At 70.5% G+C, this 14,942-nt stretch carries 16 protein-coding genes; 10 read left to right on the top strand and 6 right to left on the bottom strand.

Annotation, left to right across the window (positions count from 1 at the left end; translation table 11 throughout):
- The 3 genes from AC3WRT_RS20040 to AC3WRT_RS20030 all read left to right on the top strand — a co-directional run.
- Positions 1–933 (top strand): MBL fold metallo-hydrolase (locus AC3WRT_RS20040; protein WP_492725079.1); only part of this gene is annotated, 933 nt, incomplete at its 5' end.
- 63 nt (positions 934–996) lie between these two features.
- Entirely contained in the window at positions 997–2,010 is a 1,014-nt protein-coding gene (argF, locus tag AC3WRT_RS20035) for an ornithine carbamoyltransferase (protein WP_492725077.1), read from the top strand.
- A 262-nt stretch (positions 2,011–2,272) separates the two neighbouring features.
- Positions 2,273–2,515 carry a hypothetical protein gene (locus tag AC3WRT_RS20030; protein ID WP_492725076.1) on the top strand — a complete coding sequence of 81 codons (243 nt, stop codon included), beginning with the start codon at positions 2,273–2,275 and terminating at the stop codon, positions 2,513–2,515.
- A gap of 44 nt (positions 2,516–2,559) precedes the next feature.
- Here AC3WRT_RS20030 and AC3WRT_RS20025 read toward each other — a convergent pair whose 3' ends face one another.
- Positions 2,560–3,237, bottom strand: a complete 678-nt coding sequence (locus AC3WRT_RS20025; protein WP_492725075.1) for a response regulator — start codon at positions 3,235–3,237, stop codon at positions 2,560–2,562.
- Positions 3,234–4,841, bottom strand: a complete 1,608-nt coding sequence (locus tag AC3WRT_RS20020) for an ATP-binding protein (RefSeq protein ID WP_492725073.1) — start codon at positions 4,839–4,841, stop codon at positions 3,234–3,236. The genes AC3WRT_RS20025 and AC3WRT_RS20020 overlap by 4 nt, the downstream gene beginning before the upstream one ends.
- A gap of 221 nt (positions 4,842–5,062) precedes the next feature.
- Here AC3WRT_RS20020 and AC3WRT_RS20015 point away from each other — a divergent pair, with 221 nt between their 5' ends.
- From AC3WRT_RS20015 to AC3WRT_RS20005, 3 genes are all read left to right on the top strand, one after another.
- A complete protein-coding gene (locus AC3WRT_RS20015) occupies positions 5,063–5,872 on the top strand; it encodes an ABC transporter ATP-binding protein (RefSeq protein ID WP_492725071.1) in 810 nt (269 codons plus the stop codon).
- Positions 5,869–6,792, top strand: coding sequence for an ABC transporter permease (locus AC3WRT_RS20010; protein WP_492725070.1), 924 nt, complete (start codon positions 5,869–5,871; stop codon positions 6,790–6,792). The genes AC3WRT_RS20015 and AC3WRT_RS20010 overlap by 4 nt, the downstream gene beginning before the upstream one ends.
- A gap of 73 nt (positions 6,793–6,865) precedes the next feature.
- The gene (locus AC3WRT_RS20005) at positions 6,866–7,924 is read left to right on the top strand and encodes an ABC transporter substrate-binding protein (RefSeq protein WP_492725068.1); all 1,059 of its coding nucleotides are present in this window, start codon (positions 6,866–6,868) and stop codon (positions 7,922–7,924) included.
- 57 nt (positions 7,925–7,981) lie between these two features.
- Here AC3WRT_RS20005 and AC3WRT_RS20000 read toward each other — a convergent pair whose 3' ends face one another.
- The gene (locus AC3WRT_RS20000; RefSeq protein ID WP_492725067.1) at positions 7,982–8,518 is read right to left on the bottom strand and encodes a LytR C-terminal domain-containing protein; all 537 of its coding nucleotides are present in this window, start codon (positions 8,516–8,518) and stop codon (positions 7,982–7,984) included.
- Between the two features lie 45 nt (positions 8,519–8,563).
- Positions 8,564–8,860, bottom strand: coding sequence for a type II toxin-antitoxin system VapB family antitoxin (locus AC3WRT_RS19995; RefSeq protein WP_020145941.1), 297 nt, complete (start codon positions 8,858–8,860; stop codon positions 8,564–8,566).
- 51 nt (positions 8,861–8,911) lie between these two features.
- On the opposite strand from AC3WRT_RS19995, the gene AC3WRT_RS19990 reads away from it, so the two are divergent.
- Positions 8,912–10,486 (top strand): helicase HerA-like domain-containing protein, encoded by a 1,575-nt coding sequence (locus tag AC3WRT_RS19990; protein WP_492725065.1) that lies wholly within the window; start codon positions 8,912–8,914, stop codon positions 10,484–10,486.
- A 3-nt stretch (positions 10,487–10,489) separates the two neighbouring features.
- On the opposite strand, the gene AC3WRT_RS19985 is transcribed toward AC3WRT_RS19990, so the two are convergent.
- Positions 10,490–11,359: a helix-turn-helix transcriptional regulator gene (locus tag AC3WRT_RS19985; protein ID WP_492725064.1), complete on the bottom strand. Its 870-nt coding sequence runs from the start codon at positions 11,357–11,359 to the stop codon at positions 10,490–10,492.
- Positions 11,360–11,525: 166 nt separating this feature from the next.
- Between AC3WRT_RS19985 and AC3WRT_RS19980 the strand changes: the two genes are divergently transcribed.
- Complete coding sequence (locus AC3WRT_RS19980) at positions 11,526–12,434, top strand: phosphotransferase enzyme family protein (RefSeq protein WP_492725063.1); 909 nt, start codon at positions 11,526–11,528, stop codon at positions 12,432–12,434.
- A gap of 52 nt (positions 12,435–12,486) precedes the next feature.
- Positions 12,487–13,827 (top strand): PP2C family protein-serine/threonine phosphatase, encoded by a 1,341-nt coding sequence (locus AC3WRT_RS19975; protein WP_492725061.1) that lies wholly within the window; start codon positions 12,487–12,489, stop codon positions 13,825–13,827.
- A gap of 11 nt (positions 13,828–13,838) precedes the next feature.
- Here the strand turns inward: AC3WRT_RS19975 and AC3WRT_RS19970 are convergent, their stop codons facing one another.
- Positions 13,839–14,351 (bottom strand): protein-tyrosine phosphatase family protein, encoded by a 513-nt coding sequence (locus tag AC3WRT_RS19970; protein WP_492725060.1) that lies wholly within the window; start codon positions 14,349–14,351, stop codon positions 13,839–13,841.
- 128 nt (positions 14,352–14,479) lie between these two features.
- On the opposite strand from AC3WRT_RS19970, the gene AC3WRT_RS19965 reads away from it, so the two are divergent.
- Positions 14,480–14,668, top strand: a complete 189-nt coding sequence (locus tag AC3WRT_RS19965; protein WP_492725059.1) for a hypothetical protein — start codon at positions 14,480–14,482, stop codon at positions 14,666–14,668.
- The last annotated feature ends 274 nt before the right edge of the window (positions 14,669–14,942 follow it).

The raw sequence follows: 14,942 nt of genomic DNA, 5'->3' as shown, positions 1-14,942 counted from the left end.
CCCCCTCCCCCGCCGGTCCCGCTCGACACCGACGTCGCCTGGATCCACGGCTCGCCGGCCCCCCGCCGGCGCCACGACCCGCCGTTGCAGGTGCACCACCTCGCTCCGGGCACCGTCCTCATCCGCCAGAGCAAGGACCTCACCTTCGAGGCGCCATTCATCCTGCTCCTCCTCGGCGAGCGCCGCGCCCTGCTCCTCGACACCGGCGCAGTCGACGGCTCCGACCTGCGCGCGGTCGTGGACGGTCTCGTGGCGGACTGGCTGTCCACGAGGAGACCGCGCCCGGCATACGAGCTCGTCGTGGCGCACACGCACGGACACGGTGACCATGTGGCCGGCGATGCCGCGTTCGACGGACGCCCCGACACGACGGTGCTCGGGCACGACGTCGCGGCCGTTCGCACCTTCTTCGGCATCACCCACTGGCCGGCCCAGGTCGTCACCCTCGACCTCGGGGATCGTCCCCTCGAGGTCTTCGGCATCCCCGGCCACCACGCGTCCTCGATCGCCTTGCATGACAAGGAGACCGGGCTCATCCACACCGGTGACACCGTCTACCCCGGGCGCCTCTACGTCGAGGACTCGGACGCGATGCTCGAGAGCCTCGACCGGCTCGTCGCCTTCGCCGAGGACCGCAGCGTCCGCCACGTCCTCGGGTCCCACGTCGAGATGACGACGCGGCCCGGGTGCGACCACCCGCTCGGCTCGCGCTACCAGCCGGACGAGCCGTCGCCCTTCATGACGGCGGCGCAGCTGCGCCGCGTGCGGGACGACTTCCGCACCGTCGCACGCCGGCCGGGGATTCACCGATTCGACGACGTCGTCTTCTGCATCGGCGAAGGCCCGCGCGTGCTCGTGCCGCTCCATGCCCGGGCGCTCGTCGAGCGGCTGCGGTGGCGGCTCGGCCTGCGGCGACCGGCTGAGACGCGCTGAGGCGAGCCGAGGCGAGCTGAGATCCGATTGCCCAGCGCGACCGTCCCTGCGACCATCACGAGCATGTCGCTCGCCGCACTCCACCGCCGCAACCTGCTCAAGGAGATCGACCTGACGCCCGACGAGTTCCGGGCGCTGCTCGACCTCGCCGCCGAGCTCAAGGCCGCCAAGCGCGCGGGCCGCGAGGAACAACGCCTCGCCGGCAAGAACATCGCCCTGCTCTTCGCGAAGACCTCGACCCGCACCCGCTGCGCCTTCGAGGTGGCGGCGGCCGACCAGGGCGCGAGCACGACCTACCTCGACCCGATCGGTTCGCAGATGGGCCACAAGGAGTCGGCCAAGGACACCGCCCGCGTCCTCGGCCGCTTCTACGACGGGATCGAGTACCGCGGCGCCGGCCACGACGTCATCGAGACGCTCGGCGCCTTCGCCGGCGTCCCGGTCTGGAACGGTCTGACCGACGACTGGCACCCGACGCAGTCGCTCTGCGACGCGCTGACCATGCGCGAGCACGCCGGCAAGCCCGCCGAGCAGATCGCATACGCCTACGTCGGCGACGCCCGCTTCAACATGGGCAACTCACTGCTCGTGACCGGCGCCATGCTCGGCATGGACGTGCGCATCGTGGCGCCGCGGTCCCTGTGGCCCGCCGAAGCGGTCGTGGCCATCGCGAGGAGGTATGCCGCCGAGACCGGCGCCCGGGTGACGCTCACCGAGGACGTGGCCGAGGGCGTGCGCGGCGTCGACTTCGTCCACACCGACGTGTGGGTGTCGATGGGCGAGCCCAAGGAGGTCTGGGCCGAGCGCATCGAGCTGCTCTCGCCCTACCAGGTCAACGCCGAAATGCTTGCCGTGACAGGGAACCCGCGGGTCAAGTTCATGCACTGCCTGCCAGCCTTCCACGACCTCGAGACGCAGGTCGGCATGGACGTGCACCAGCGGTTCGGCCTCAAGGAGCTCGAGGTCACCGACGACGTCTTCGAGTCCGGCGCCTCCGTGGTCTTCGACCAGGCCGAGAACCGGATGCACACGATCAAGGCCGTCATGGTCGCAACGATGGTGCAGCTCGACGCCTGACGTTCACCCGTTGGTGGCGGTGCCGTTCGCCCGTTCTGGACGGGAACGGCTGTCATGCACCTTTCTCGCACCCAGCCCCTCGTCGCCGTCGCTGCCGCGCTCGGCGACGTGCCCTACGGCGACGCCCAGGTCGCGGCCCTCCCCCGGTGGGTCGACCAGATCAACGCCACGCCGAACCTGTCGATCACGATCCATGTCGGCGACATCAAGAACGGCTCCTCGAAGTGCACCAACGAGTCCTTCGGGATGATCCGCACGCAGTATGACAGTCGCCTCGCAGGCCGCCGCCGGCGTGCCGGAGAACGTGTCGTTCCGTCGGCAGGGCGTCGACCTCGCGACGCTCCACGTCGTCGGCAGCAACGACGGCCTGCTCGCCTCGGCCGACAACCTCACCCGCGTCACGGTCGACGGCTCGAGCAGCAACAAGGACTTCCTCGTGGTCACGGTCAACCGGCCGGGAGCCGAGCACGTGTTGTCGTGGAAGCGCATCCCGTACACCTCCTGACCGGCCGCTGCCGCCCTGCAGCCCAGCGGATCGGGTCCCGTGAGTCAGCCTCGACGAGGCACGTAGCGATGCTCCGGCCGCCCCGTCGATCCGTAGGCGAGATCGAGGTCGAGCAGCTGTTTCTTGACGAGGCCGGCCAGGTATCGCTGCGCCGTGGGTCGGCTCGCACCGAGGATCTGGGCGACCTCCGCCGCCCCGACCGGTGCCTTCGCTGCAGTGACGATCTCGAGCACCCGCGCCATCGTCGGCTGCAGGGACTTGGCGGCGGTGGCGCGCCGGGGCGGGGCGCCCCGAAGGCCGTAGAGCACGTCGACCACGTGCTGGTCGGCCTCCGGCGCCCGGTCGATGCGCTCCGCCCAGGCCCGGTAGCCCTCGAGCTGCTCGCGGAGAGCGGCGAAGCTGAACGGCTTGACCAGGTAGTAGAAGGCTCCGAGCTGCATCGCGGTGCGCACCGAGTCGATGTCGCGCGCGGCGGTGACGAGGAGGAAGTCGGGGACCTGCGCGCCCGAGGCGGCGATCTGCCGCACGAGGTCGAGCCCGCTGAAGTCAGGCAGGTACATGTCGAGCAGGAGCAGGTCGGGCTCCGTCTCGACGACGAGCGCGTGCGCCTCGGCGCCGGTGTGCGCCTCCCCGACCACCGTGAAGCCCGGGACCCTGGCGGTGCTCAGGGCGTGGGCCCGCGCGACGTGGTAGTCGTCGTCGACGACGAGGACGCGGATCATGACACTCCTTGACGGACCCGCAGCGGCAGGTGCACCTCGAACCTGGCACCGGCGGGACAGCTCGCCTCGATCGTCCCACCGGCTCGCGTGACCAGTCGATGCACGAGGGCCAGACCCACTCCTCGACGCATCCCCCCTCGCGGCTGCTTCGTCGAGTAGCCGTCGAGGAACACGTCCGCGAGCCGTTCGTCCGGGATCCCGGGCCCCGTGTCCGTCACGGTCAGCACGAGGGCGTCGTCGGCGCAGGCGACCCGGACGACGACCTCACCCCGAGGATTGGTGCCCGCCGTCCGGGGTTCATCGGCCACCGCGTCGACGGCGTTGTCGATCAGGTTCCCGAGCACCGACACGAGCGGGAGGTCCTCGTCGCGTCCCGCCTCGAGCCGGCTCGTCGGATCGAGGCGCACGACCACGTCACGCTCCGCGGCGACGGTCGTCTTGGCGAGGAGCAGCGCCACGACGACGGGTGAGCCGACACAGGCCCGGATCTCCTCGCTGACGAGGGCCGTCTCCGCCTGGAGCTCGCGGCTGTAGCGGGTGGCCTCGTCCACCTCGCCGAGCTCGAGCAGGACCGACAGCACGTGCAGGCGGTTGGAGAACTCGTGCTCCTGGGCGCGCAGCGCCGTCGAGAGGCCCTCCATCGAGTCGAGCTGGCGCATCAGCGCCTCGAGCTCGGTGCGGTCGCGGATCGTCACGACCCAGCCAGCGTTGCGGCCCCCGAGGATCACCGGCATGCGGTTGAGCGCGAGCAGGTGCTCGTCCGTCACCGCGACGACATCGACGCCGTCGACCTCACCGGTGATGACCCTCCGCAGCCGGCCGTCCGGGATGACGTCCTCGACGTGCTGGCCGAGGGCGACCGACTCGATGCCGAGCAGGCGCCGCGCCTCGTCGTTGAGCACGTTGATGGCGCCCCTGCCGTCGACAGCCAGCACGCCTTCCCGGATGCCGTGCAGCATCGCCTCACGCTCCTGCACCAGCGCGACGATCTCAGCCGGTTCGACGCCGAACGTGACGCGTTTGATGGCGCGTGCGAGCAGGAGCGACGCCACGATTCCGAGGGCGAGGGCGACCGCGGTGTAGAGCGCGATGTCGAGCACCTCGGCCGTCAACCGAACCCCGACCTCCGACTCGAGGATGCCGACGGACACCTCGCCCACGCTGCGCCCGGAGGCGTCGAGGATGGGCGCGCGGGCGTTGGCGGAGCGGCCGAGGCTCCCTTCGTCGATGCCCGTGTGCACCTGTCCGTCGAGGGCCACGACGGGCTCCTCGACGCGCTGTCCGATGAGCGCCGGGTTGGGATGGGAGTGACGCAGGCCCGTGCGGTCGATGATCACGACGTACGAGGCTCCCGTCGCGGCCCGCACCTGGGCCCCGAGGGCCGGCAGCACGTGGGACGGGTCACCGTCCACCACCTCCTGGGCGACCTGCGGCACCCGTCCCAGGGTCACGGCGATCCCGGTGGCCTGCTCGATGGCCCGCACGTCGGCGGTCTGGGACGTCAGGCGCGCGAAGAGCGCGAAGCCGACGGCGAGCGTGACGACGACGATCCCCAGTACTGCCAAGAGGATTCGGGCGGCCAACGTCCTGCCCAGTCGCGGCATACGCCTCCTCCGCTCCTGACTGCCCACGAACCGCACACGACCAGGGGTGGTGGTCCGTGGTGCCGCGAGGCCCACGTCGGCGTCGCCCAACCAGCATGACTGAGCAGATTGCACAAAACCACCTCTAACGCGGCTATCGGCTTCAACGATCACAAGCATTCCGGCCCCGCTCGGCCCGCTCCTACGGTGACGCAACTCAACGAGGAGAAAGGACGAGGCCAATGGCTGCCATCGAGCTACGCAACGTCTCCAAGAAGTTCGCCACGGCGGACGGCGGGACCTACACCGCGATCGAGGACCTGTCGCTGACGGTCGAGGAGGGACAGTTCTGTGCTGTCGTCGGCCCCACCGGCTGCGGCAAGTCGACGACACTCACCCTCGTCTCCGGGCTGGAGCGACCCTCCCGCGGGGAGGCCTTCGTCCACGGCGAGCCGGTCCGCGGCATCGACACCGGGACCGGTTTCGTCTTCCAGCAGGATGCCGTCTTCCCGTGGAAGTCGGTCCTCGACAACGTCGCGGCCGGCCCGCTCTACCGCGGCCAGAGCCGGGTCGAGGCCGCCAGACTGGCCCGGGACTGGCTGCGCCGGGTCGGCCTCAGCGGGTTCGAGGACCGCTACCCGCACCAGCTGTCGGGCGGCATGCGCAAGCGCGTCGCCCTCGCCCAGTCGCTCATCAACGAGCCGCGCATCCTGCTCATGGACGAGCCCTTCAGCGCGCTCGACGTGCAGACCCGGGCGATCATGTCGACCGAGCTGCTGCGCCTGTGGGACCAGACCAGGCCGAGCGTCGTCTTCGTCACCCATGACCTCGAGGAGGCGATCGCCCTCGCCGACAAGGTCGTCGTGCTGACCGCCGGTCCGGGCACCGTCAAGGCGGAGTTCGAGATCGACCTGCCCCGGCCGCGCGTCGTCCAGGAGATCCGCTTCGACGCGAAGTTCACCAGGCTCTACGAGCAGATCTGGGAGGCGCTGCGCGCCGAGGTCGCCGAGGCCTACGCCCGCACGACTCGCGTGGCGGAGGTGGCATCGTGATCGACACCCCGACCCAGCGCGACACCGCCCCTGCCGTGTCCGCGGAGACCGCGCCCGCCGGCCGACCGGCCACGTCCTCCACGACGTTGCCAGCGTCCGGGCCCTCCTCGCAGGCCAAGGCTCGGCGACGCCGGAGCGTCCTGGCCGCCTGCCGCCTCGCGATCGTCGTCGTCCTGCTCGCCGCCTGGCAGGTCTGTGTCAACGCCAAGATCGTCGACCCCTTCTTCTGGGGGGAGCCCAAGGGCGTGGGGGCCACCCTGATCGACTGGTTCACCGTCGGCACGACCCAGGGCTCGCTCGGCGACCAGATCCTGATCACCCTCGAGGAGGCCGTGCTCGGCTTCGTCATCGGCTCGATCCTCGGGGTCGTATGCGGCATCGCCCTCGGGCGCGTACGGCTGCTCTCGGAGCTGTTCGCGCCGTTCCTCAAGGCCGCCAACTCCATCCCGCGCATCATCCTCGGCTCGATCTTCACCGTCGCCTTCGGCTTCGGGATCCAGTCGAAGGTCATCCTCGCCGTCGTGCTCGTCTTCTTCGGTGTCTTCTTCAACGCCTTCCAGGGGGCCCGCGAGGTCGACCGCAATCTCATCGCGAACGCCCGGCTCCTCGGGGCATCACGCTGGCAGGTGACCCGCGACGTCGTGCTTCCGTCGGCGTTCACGTGGATCCTCGCGAGCCTGCACATCAGCTTCGGCTTCGCGCTCATCGGTGCCCTCGTGGGCGAGATCCTCGGCGCCAACCAGGGCCTGGGCCTGCTGATCCGCTCGTCGCAGAACAACTTCGACATGAACGGCGTGCTCGCCGGCATGGTCCTGGTCGCCGTCATCGCCCTGACAGCAGAGGCGCTCATCACCCTCCTCGAGCGGCGCCTCCTGCGCTGGCGGCCCCCGCAGCTGCACGGGGGTGCTGCCGTCGAGTAGCCGCCCCGGCCGATCACCCAGACGAACCCCAGCTCCAGCTCCCTCAACGCACCAAACTCAAAGGAGAGTTCGCATGAACACCAAGCGCATCGGCGCCGCAGGCGCCGCCTTCCTGGCCGCAACCACCATGGCCGCCTGTGCCAACGACGCGGCCGGGTCCACCACGAGCGGAGGCGCCGCCAACGCGAGCGCGCCGACCGTGACGATCATGGTCGGCGGCATGAGCAAGCAGATCTATCTGCCCTTCATGCTCGCCAAGCAGCTCGGCTACTACGACAAGGCCGGGATCAACGTCAACCTCGTCGACGAACCCGCGGGCGGCGACGCCACGCAGAACATGCTGGCCGGCCAGGTCCAGGGCGTCGGCGGCTTCTACGACCACAACATCGCCCTCCAGGCGCAGGGCAAGTCGTCCGAGGCCGTCGTGTCCATGCTCCAGATCCCCGGCGAGGTCGAGCTGTGCCGCAGCGACCTCAAGGGCACGGTCAAGAGCCCCGCCGACTTCAAGGGCCGCTCGCTCGGCATCACCGACACGGGCTCCTCGACCGACTTCCTGACGCAGTACCTCAGCAAGAAGAACGGCGTCGACCCCTCGCAGGAGACCCGCCGCGGCGTCGGCGCCGGCCAGACCTTCATCGCCGCGATGAAGCAGAAGGCCATCGACTGCGGCATGACCACCGAACCCACCGTGTCGCAGGCCACCTCGGACGGCACGGCCTTCATCCTGCTCGACATGCGCACGGCCGAGGGTTCCAAGGCGGCGCTCGGCGGCACCTACCCGGCCACGTCGCTCTACATGCCGACCGACTGGGTCAACAGCAACAAGGCGACGGTCCAGAAGCTCGTCAACGCCTACGTGTCGACCCTGACCTGGATCCAGCAGCACGACGGGGCGGCCATGGCCGACAAGATGCCGGCGGCGTACTACAAGGGCGTCGGCAAGGCGGCCTACGTCAACGCCCTCAACAGCGAGAAGGGCATCTTCAACCCGACTGGCCTCATGCCCGAGGACGGCCCGAAGACCTGCCTCGCGGTCCTCGGCGAGTTCAACCCCAAGGTCCAGGGCAAGACCATCGACCTGGCCAGGACCTACACGAACGAGTTCGTCAAGGCCGCCACCCCTCTCAGCTGACCTGCGGACGTATGCCGTCCGGCGCGCACCGCGCCGGACGGCATACTCACGCTCGGGTCAGGACCCGACGGTCACGGTCGGGCACGGTCGCAGCGTCTGCGTGGGCGTCACGACGACGGGCACCTTGCCGAAGCTCTTCCACGACTGGCCCACGACGAGGTCGACGGAGTCGCCCTTGCGCTTGTCGTCGACGAGTACCGCCTGCGGCAGGTGCGACCTCACCAGCTTCGCCGAGGCCGCCCCCTCCGGACCGAAGCGGATCTGCGCCACCTGCTTGACGGTGGCGTTCTTCGGGTCGTTGCCCACGGCCTTGACCTTGAAGCCCCGGGCACCGGCCGCCTTCGCGACGGCGGCGGCGAGGCCCTTGCGCGAGGTGGAGTTGTAGACGTTGAGGCTCACGTCCTCCGGCTGCAGCGGCTGCTCCGCCACCTGCGTGGTGCACGGCCCCGGTGTGGGGGTCGTGTCCCGGAAGTAGGTCGAGGCGTAGTAGAACGCCCCCCCGAGACCCAGCAGGACGACCGCGATGACGATCGCCGATCGGCGCTGGCGGCGCACCCGGTACGAGCGGTCACCCTCGTCAACGACGTCCGACATCCACGCTCCTTGGTCTCTCGGCCCCCCTGGTCGGGCGGCCTCGTGTCAGGAGAGTACGAGGACTCGGGCGTGAAGGACAGGTCTCTGCTGCAGCGCGGCGCGAAGTGCCCGGTGCAACCCGTCCTCGAGGTAGAGCTCGCCCTCCCACTCGACGCAGTGCGGGAAGAGGTCGCCGTAGAAGGTCGAGTCGTCCGCGAGCAGGCCGCGCAGGTCGAGCGTGCTCTTCGTCGTGATGAGCTCACCGAGCTGCACCACACGAGGTGGGACGTTGGACCAGTCCTTGGTGGTCTCGAGCCCATGGTCGGGGTACGGGCGGGAGTCGCCGACGGCCTTGAAAATCACCGGGTCAGCATAGACATCGTTCATGAGAGGGCGGCCACTAGAGTGCCAGACGTGACCGAGAATGCCGCCCAGGACACGGGCAACACGAGCCAGATCGACGAGATCCGCGCCGGCTACTCGTTCGAGGGAGGGGTGCTGCGTCTCGGCGCCGCGGTCGTCGACGGCAAGGCCCATGCCGACGCGCCGGTCCAGATCCCGCTCAGCGTGCTCAACCGCCACGGTCTCGTCGCCGGCGCGACCGGCACCGGCAAGACGAAGACGCTGCAGCTGATGGCAGAGCAGCTCTCCGAACAGGGCGTCCCGGTCTTCCTGGCCGACCTCAAGGGCGACCTGTCGGGTCTCGCGACGCGCGGTGAGGGCGGCGACAAGATCACCAGCCGCGCGGCCGACGTCGGTATGCCGTGGGCTGCGACGGCATACCCCACGGAGTTCTACACGCTCGGCGGCAAGGGCGACGGCATCGCGATCCGGGCCACCATCACCAGCTTCGGCCCAACCCTGCTCAGCAAGGTCCTGGGCCTCAACGAGACGCAGGAGAGCAGCCTCGGGCTGATCTTCCACTACGCCGACAAGAACGGCCTCGCGCTGCTCGACCTCAAGGACCTGCGCGCCGTCATCAGCCACCTGACGTCCGACGAGGGCAAGGCCGACCTCAAGGAGCTCGGCGGCCTCTCGAGCGCGACGGCGGGCGTCATCCTGCGCAACCTCATCGGCTTCGAGGACCAGGGCGCCGGCGCCTTCTTCGGCGAGCCCGAGTTCGAGACGAGCGACCTGCTCCGCACCGGCGCTGACGGCAAGGGGATCATCTCCTGCCTCGAGCTGCCGCAGGTGCAGGACCGGCCCCAGCTCTTCTCGACCTTCCTCATGTGGATGCTCGCCGACCTCTTCCACGACCTTCCGGAGGAGGGCGACGTCGACAAGCCGAAGCTCGTCTTCTTCTTCGACGAGGCGCACCTGCTCTTCAACGACGCCAGCAAGGCGTTCCTGCAGGCCATCGAGCAGACGGTGCGACTGATCCGCTCCAAGGGCATCGGCGTCTTCTTCGTCACGCAGTCGCCGAAGGACGTGCCCTCCGGCGTGCTCGCCCAGCTCGGCAACCGCGTCCAGCACGCGCTGCGCGCCTTCACCCCTGACGACGCCAAGGCGCTCAAGCAGGCCATCGCGACCTACCCGCACACGGCCTACGACATGGAGAAGCTGCTCACGAGCCTGGGCATCGGCGAGGCCGTCGTCACGGTGCTCTCCGACAAGGGCGTGCCGACGCCGGTCGCCTGGACCCGGATGAAGGCTCCGAACTCCCTCATGGACCCCTCGTCACCCGCCACGATGGACGCGGTCATCGCCGCGTCACCGCTCAAGACGAAGTATGCCGACGTGCTCGACCGCGAGTCCGCCTACGAGAAGCTGACGGCGCGCCTGCAGGCGGCTCCCGCCGCGCCGGCAGCGACCCCGGCAGCGACCCCGGCGGCGCCCGCTCCGGCCCCCGCCAAGCGGGCTGCCAAGGAGGAGCCGAGCATCATCGAGCAGGTCGCCGGCAGCACGGCGTTCAAGTCGATGCTCCGCTCGGCCGGCACGGTCATCGGACGCGAGATCACCCGGAGCCTGTTCGGCACGCGCCGCCGCTAGACGCTAGACGTCGAGCTCGTCCAGATCGTCGAGGTCGAGGTCGTCGAGCTCGATGTCGTCGAGGTCGCCGTCGGCGTCCGCGAAGTAGCTGATGACGCGGATGTCGGGCTCCTCCGCGACCTGGAGCACGAGCTGGCGCAGCTGGATGACCTTGCCCGTGTCGAGGCGGATCCGCTTCGTGCGGCCCCGAGTCGGGTCGCTGTCGTGCCGCTCCCACCACTCGACCGTGGCCGGGTTCGCCTTGAAGATCTCGTCGAGGATGCGCTTGAACGACGGGTCGTCGGGGTGGCGCGCGTACGCCTCGCGGAAGAGCGCGAGCTGGTCGGCGGCCTCCTGCTCCCAGTCGACGAAGAGGCTGCGCGCCGCCGGGTCGCAGCAGTAGAACCAGAGCAGGTTGCGCTCGCGCTTGCTGCGCTTGCTCTCCCAGTCGGAGAAGAGCTGGCAGGCGGTGTGGTTGGCCCCGAGGACGTCCCAGCGGGCGCCCACGACGTAGGCCGGGTTGGGGTCGATGGAGTCGAGCAGCTCCTCGAGCTCCTCGGTCAGCTCCTCCGGGGCCTGCGGCCGGCGTGACGGGCTGCCAGTGGCGAGGGCGTGCAGGTGCGAGCGCCCGTCGGCGTCGAGCTTGAGCGCACGGGCGAGACCGTCGATGACGCTCGCGCTGGGGCGCAGGTCGCGCCCGCGCTCGATGATGGCGTAGTACGCCACGGAGATGTTCGCCAGCTCGGCGACCTCGGTCCGGCTGAGGCCCACCCGGCGCCGGCCCTTCGCCCGCTTGATGCCGACCTCCTCCGGTGCGAGCTCGTGCCGGCGCGCCCGGAGGAACTCGCCCAGGGGGGAGGGGGTGCGCACGCTGAGCGGGACGTCCGTGGTCATGGCGCACATCCTGCCAGTGGGCCCCGCGGCCGCGCGCGGCACGCCGGGTGGCGCAGTCTTGGCTTGCGTATGCCGTCCGCCCCGGCGACGCGTGTTAGCGTTCCGCGTCCCCCGCGGCGCGTCCGCATCGCGCTCCCGTGGCGCTTCACCCTGACTGGAGAGCCGTATGCCGTCGCACGCGCCCCAGCCGTCGTCCACCACCGTGGCGGGGGTTGCCTGCGCCTTCCCGCTGCCCGAGCCCGGGTGGGGCACCGCCGAAGCCCTCGCGGCGCTCGACGCTGCTCGTCCCGCGCTGTCCGTCGAGCTTGCCGGGCCCGCTGGTCCAGGCCTGCCGGCCGAGGTGCTCGGGCGGCTCACCACCGTGGTGCTCGGCGTGGGCGACCACGTCGTCAAGGTCTACCCACCCGACACGGATGCCGCCCACCTCGACCTCGTCAACGGTGCCCTGCACGGGTCGCGGAGCGCGACGGTGAGCACCGGTCCCGCTGTCCCCACGGCATACGGCGTCGTCACCGTGGCGCGCCGGCTGCCCGAGGGCGCACAGGTCACGTGGCCCGAGGTGGGCGCGGCCCTGGCACGCTTCCACCGTGAGCACTCGGCTGCCGCCGTACCGGACTGGGCGCCCTTGTCGCGCATGGCTTCCCAGCTCGCGCCCCTCCCGGAGGAACAGGCCGAGGTGCTGCGCGCTGCAGGCGATGACCTCCTGGCCGCCCTGCGCGGCGTCCACTCGGAGCTCGGCCATGACGTCATCCACGGGGACGTGTCGCCCTCGAACGTCATGCGCGACGGCAAGCACGTGATGCTCATCGACCTCGACTGGGTCGCACGCGCGCCGCGGGAGTACGACCTCGCGAGCGCGTCGCGTCGCTTCCGCGCCGGCGAGATCGACCGCCGCGCCTACCGGGGCTTCTGCCGGGCCTACGGCCACGACGTCCTCGGCTGGGAGGGGCTGCCCCTGATCGATCGCATCGCCGACCTCGCCGGCGTCGTCTTCCGCCTGTGGGACTGCCGTCACCACGGCCGCGACCTCGACTGGCTCCCCGACGAGCTGCGGCTCTGGCGCACTCCGCTCTGACCGCCTGCCCGAAGGCCGTCCCGAGGCCGACGTCCCGCCATACTGTTGAACGGTGGAAGGGCGCGAGGCTCCCGAAGAGCTGCTCATGGACGTCCTCGACTCCGTGGAGGACGCATCACCTCTGGAAGCCGTCGAGGCGGTGACCGGGGCGCTCGCACGCCGCCTCGGGGCGTCGGCCGTCTTCTTCCTCATCTCCGACATCGCGGGCGGCGCCCTGGTGCGGATGTCGCACGGCTCCTCGGATGCCGCGCTCACACTCCAAGGGCTGGGCGGCCCGGAGGGGTCGGTTCGGCTCGAGGACGGCGAGCAGGCCGTGAGCGTGCCGATCGCGGGCGGCCCGGTGGCGGCAGCGCTGCGGACGCAGACCGTCCAGGTGCTTCCGGCACCCCACCTGGGCGCCGACGACGAGGAGCCCAGCTGGGTCGTGCTCGCCCCCGTCACCGAGCGGGGCGAGGTCCTCGGCCTCCTCCAGCTGTCGCTGCCCGACGCTCCCGACGGGCCCTCCCTCGGGCAGATCGCCCGCATCGGTCACCTTCTCGCTTTCGTCGTCATCGCCAACCGGAGGCACACCGACGTGTTCGAGCGGGCCGAGCGCAGCACCCTGTTCACGCTGCCGGCGGAGATCCAGCGGCGGCTGCTGCCGGAGGCCTTCACCTGCGAGGCCGGCGCCTTCACCCTAGCGGCGTGGCTCGAGCCCGCCGCCTCGGTCGGCGGGGACACCTTCGACTACTCCCTGGGCCGCGAGGCCCTGCATCTGTCCCTGACCGACGCCATGGGCCACGGGGTGGCCAGCGCACTGACCGCCACCCTCTGCGTCGGGAGCATGCGCAACACCCGCCGGATGGGAGGCTCACTGAGGGAGCAGGCCGAGGCGGCCAACGTTGCCCTCCTCGAGCATGCCGCCGCGAGTGGTGCCGAGTACTTCGCCACCGGTCTGCTGGGTCGGCTCGACCTGCGGACGGGCACCCTCGCCGTCGTCAACGCCGGCCACGTGGCGCCCTACCTGTGCCGGGGCGGGACCACGGCAGCAGTCGGGTTCCCCGCCAACCTGCCCCTCGGGATGTTCCCCGACACCGCCTATGCGTGCACGGATGTGGCACTCGAGCCCGACGACCGCCTGGTCCTGATCACCGACGGCATGCTGGAACGCAACGCCGTGGGCTTGGACCTCGCCAGGGAGATCACCGGCACCCGCAGCCTGCACCCCCGGGAGACGGCTCGTCGCCTCACCGGCCTGGTGCTCCAGCACTCCGGGCAGGCGTTGGCCGATGACGCCACCGCCATGGTGATCGACTGGCACGGCGGCCAAGGCCAGCGGCGCCGGACGACCGCCGGTGCCGAGCAGTGGCGCGCCAGCGCCGGCCTGGAGTCCGAGACCCCGCCGCCTGCCTGACTGCTGTGGAGTCAGCTGGCGGGCGCCGGAGCAGCCGTGGGACGTGGCAGGGACCGAAGCCACTCGGCAAAACCGTCGTTGTTGACCGCTTCGTCCCGGCGCTCCTGCACGTGCGCCAAGGCCTCCGCGCCCGTGACACCGAGGAGCTCCCGCACGATCAACGACACCAGCAGGCCTGAGCGGTTGCGCCCGAACGTGCAGTGGACCAGGGCGGTGCGGCCGTCCTGCACCAGACCAGCCACGAGCGCGGCCAGACGCAGGGTCAGCGCCGGGTCCGGCACCTCGTCGCCGTCGACGAGAGGGCACTTGAGGTAGGTCAGGCCCTCGGCGTCGTCGGCCGGCGGGAACGCGTCCGCGTCGGCGAGATCGACCACGACCTCGATGCCGGTCTCTCGGACCCAGGCGAAGTCGACCGGGCACCCACCGTGCCAGAGGCCCGGGAGGATCTGCGTCGGCGGATCGGCGGGCTTCACGCCCTCGAGCTCGACAGGGTCGGTGGTCCAGTTGACGGTCGTCTCGGTCACCTTCGCCTCGTACCCGTACGTGACGGGCCACCACCGCCGGCGCTCACTGGTGGGCGGCGGTGTCGGGCCCTCCCGAGCGGGTATTCGAGCACTGCCAACACTGTCAGCTCGACCCGATGGAGGCAAACATGACCAACCAACCGGGATTCGCCGGCCTTCCCGCCGCAGGGCTCGCCGCCGCAGCCGGAACCGCCGACTCCGACGGCGTCAACGAGGAGCCCTCCACCGACCAGGGCGTCCCTGTCGGGGAGGCCGACGTCGAGGCGGACAAGGAACGAGCCAGCGGCGAAGGCGACGACGACGCCGGCAAGTCCTGACCTGCGGGAGGCCTCCGCGCGGCGGCGTGACCCCGAGGCCGCCGGAGTAGTTGCCGGTCTGGAGATTCGAGAGCCGCAGTGCCCCCCAGACATGTCACACCGAGCGGCTGAACGGTGCCGAGTCGTCCAGAAGGTCTCCACTGATCATGGCCCGGAAATGCGACAAACCCCGCCGGTCACCCGGCGGGGTTTGTCTGAAAGTGTGTCCGGCTGCGTCCTACTCTCCCACACCGTCACCAGTGCAGTACCATCGGCGCTGAAGGGCTTAGCTTCC

The organism is Terrabacter sp. FW104-15G4B (genome assembly GCF_058790095.1).
Note: the sequence above shows the minus strand (reverse complement) of the source record. Positions and strands in the feature narration are given on the sequence as shown.

What these genes read in the sequence shown, in the direction of transcription:
- argF (WP_492725077.1), top strand. Translation starts at nt 997, where the DNA reads ATGTCGCTCGCCGCACTCCACCGCCGCAACCTGCTCAAGGAGATCGAC.
- AC3WRT_RS20030 (WP_492725076.1), top strand. Translation starts at nt 2,273, where the DNA reads ATGACAGTCGCCTCGCAGGCCGCCGCCGGCGTGCCGGAGAACGTGTCG.
- AC3WRT_RS20025 (WP_492725075.1), bottom strand. Translation starts at nt 3,237, where the DNA reads ATGATCCGCGTCCTCGTCGTCGACGACGACTACCACGTCGCGCGGGCC.
- AC3WRT_RS20020 (WP_492725073.1), bottom strand. Translation starts at nt 4,841, where the DNA reads ATGCCGCGACTGGGCAGGACGTTGGCCGCCCGAATCCTCTTGGCAGTA.
- AC3WRT_RS20015 (WP_492725071.1), top strand. Translation starts at nt 5,063, where the DNA reads ATGGCTGCCATCGAGCTACGCAACGTCTCCAAGAAGTTCGCCACGGCG.
- AC3WRT_RS20005 (WP_492725068.1), top strand. Translation starts at nt 6,866, where the DNA reads ATGAACACCAAGCGCATCGGCGCCGCAGGCGCCGCCTTCCTGGCCGCA.
- AC3WRT_RS20000 (WP_492725067.1), bottom strand. Translation starts at nt 8,518, where the DNA reads ATGTCGGACGTCGTTGACGAGGGTGACCGCTCGTACCGGGTGCGCCGC.
- AC3WRT_RS19985 (WP_492725064.1), bottom strand. Translation starts at nt 11,359, where the DNA reads ATGACCACGGACGTCCCGCTCAGCGTGCGCACCCCCTCCCCCCTGGGC.
- AC3WRT_RS19980 (WP_492725063.1), top strand. Translation starts at nt 11,526, where the DNA reads ATGCCGTCGCACGCGCCCCAGCCGTCGTCCACCACCGTGGCGGGGGTT.
- AC3WRT_RS19965 (WP_492725059.1), top strand. Translation starts at nt 14,480, where the DNA reads ATGACCAACCAACCGGGATTCGCCGGCCTTCCCGCCGCAGGGCTCGCC.